This window comes from Hydrocoleum sp. CS-953, from assembly GCF_002260545.1.
GTDB lineage: Bacteria > Cyanobacteriota > Cyanobacteriia > Cyanobacteriales > Microcoleaceae > Trichodesmium.
Genome location: NZ_LGSU01000176.1, coordinates 1 through 2,343 on the forward strand (window position 1 = coordinate 1; position 2,343 = coordinate 2,343).

Annotated in this window: 1 protein-coding gene; it reads left to right on the plus strand. The window is 38.5% G+C overall.

Annotation, left to right across the window (positions count from 1 at the left end):
* The first annotated feature begins 806 nt into the window (after nucleotides 1–806).
* A complete protein-coding gene (gene aroA, locus AFK68_RS01410; RefSeq protein ID WP_094671051.1) occupies nucleotides 807–2,153 on the plus strand; it encodes a 3-phosphoshikimate 1-carboxyvinyltransferase in 1,347 nt (448 codons plus the stop codon).
* The last annotated feature ends 190 nt before the right edge of the window (nucleotides 2,154–2,343 follow it).

Consider the following 2,343-nt stretch of genomic DNA (forward strand, 5'->3'; position numbering starts at 1 on the left):
ATTTTTTTGCTTTTGTTTCAATTTTTTAACTAAATAGAGCTGCGAATCAAGTCTTATACTAAATCTGATTTATAGAGTATCCTTTGATCCAGATGCAGAAATAGACTGTAGGATACCTACGGAGAGGACTTAACGTTAATATAGTATCAAATATCTTGATCTTTAGTAACCAGATTTTGTATCAACTGTTGCCTCTTACCTCTCCTCACCAAAAAACTTTTCAGCAGACCCTAAAAAGTTCTGCTTAAAGCAGAAAAAATAGACTAATTTAGTGTATAATAGTTTCTAATTTCGTTATAGTTTTTCCAACGCAAAATGAATGGGCACCATTCCTGTGGAAAAGAAGACCAAAGCAAAGCTGCAATAGATAAAGATATTTTTTGGGATTTAATTCCCTGCTGCGGTTATGGGATAAATGACTTTAAGAAATAAGTATTTTCAGTCTTTTCTCAAAAGTTACCAGTTGCAGAAAAATATTCACTACCCTCCTCGCACTCTTAGTAGTTATTTAGTAGATTACTTCAGTTTCAATTGCCTACTGTACTAACTNGAAGACCAAAGCAAAGCTGCAATAGATAAAGATATTTTTTGGGATTTAATTCCCTGCTGCGGTTATGGGATAAATGACTTTAAGAAATAAGTATTTTCAGTCTTTTCTCAAAAGTTACCAGTTGCAGAAAAATATTCACTACCCTCCTCGCACTCTTAGTAGTTATTTAGTAGATTACTTCAGTTTCAATTGCCTACTGTACTAACTACCCACACTCTATATAATATTATCGCTGTGCAAAATTATAGTTACTTTTATGATAGCTGCCGTCGTTAGTACAAAAATTACAAATAGTCAGGAAACTTTGATAATTCAAAGACCAAATAATGGTCTATCTCTCAAAGGTAATATTTCAATTCCTGGAGATAAATCAATTTCTCATCGCGCTCTGATGCTAGGAGCGATAGCTCAAGGGCAAACTAATATTCAAGGTTTACTTCTAGGAGAAGATCCCCGCAGCACTGCTAGATGTTTTTCACTTCTAGGCGCTAATATTTCCCAGCTCAATACAGAGTTAGTCGAAGTTCATGGCGTGGGGGTAGATAATCTGAAAGAACCATCTCGTGTTTTAGACTGTGGTAATTCTGGGACTACAATGCGACTAATGTTAGGTATTTTGGCATCCCATCCCGAACATTTCTTTGCTGTTACAGGAGATAGCTCCTTAGTACAACGCCCAATGTCCCGTGTTATTCAGCCACTCACACAAATGGGCGCTCAAATTTGGGGTAGAAAAGGGAACAGCTTGGCCCCTCTGGCCATTCAGGGACAAAAGTTACGACCAATCCATTATCATTCTCCCATTGCTTCAGCACAGGTGAAATCTTGTATTTTATTTGCTGGTTTAATGGCAGAGGGAAAAACTACGGTAACTGAACCTGCTCTGTCGCGAGACCATAGTGAAAGAATGTTAAAAGCTTTTGGAGCGGAAATTCAAGTTGACCCAGAAACAAATAGTGTGACGGTGACAGGTCCAGCTAAACTTAAAGGCCAAGATGTGGTTGTGCCTGGTGATATTAGTTCCGCAGCTTTTTGGTTAGTAGCAGCAGCTATTGTACCTGGGTCAGAACTGGTAATTGAAAATGTTGGTGTTAATCCTACCCGTACAGGTATCTTGGAAGTATTGGAAAAAATGGAGGCTAATATTATACAGGAAAATCAGCGAGTTGTGGCAGGAGAACCTGTAGCAGATTTACGGGTACGTTATAGTCCATTGAAAGCTTGTGAAATTTCTGGTTCTATAATTCCCAGATTAATTGATGAAATTCCGATTTTAGCTGTAGCTGCGATGTTTGCTGAAGGGACAACAGTCATTCGAGATGCTGCTGAGTTGCGCGTTAAAGAGAGCGATCGCCTAGCAGTTATGGCCACTCAACTCCAAAAACTGGGGGCCAGAGTTACAGAACTACCTGATGGTTTGGAAATTACTGGTGGTATTTCTATAACTGGTACCGATGTTGAAAGTGATGGGGATCATCGAATAGCTATGAGTTTAGCGATCGCTGCATTGAATGCTACTGGAACTACCAACATTCATCAGGCTGAAGCTGCCAGTATTTCTTACCCAAATTTTGCCAAGACTCTACAACAAATCTGTACTTAAGAATCCTCAATTGAGATTTGAGAACAGGAGTTACGGCAAGGTACTATATATAGAGTGTAAAAACTATAAAGTTCGAGTTTATGGCGCTATATACATTGTCTGGTGGGTGAGTCCTAGAGAATTCTGAATCCTCAATTGAGATTTGAGAACAGGATTTACGGCAAGGTACTATATATAGAGTGTAAAAACT

Bases quoted from the DNA above. Each gene is read 5' to 3' on its own strand.
- aroA (WP_094671051.1), top strand. From the start codon at position 807: ATGATAGCTGCCGTCGTTAGTACAAAAATTACAAATAGTCAGGAAACT.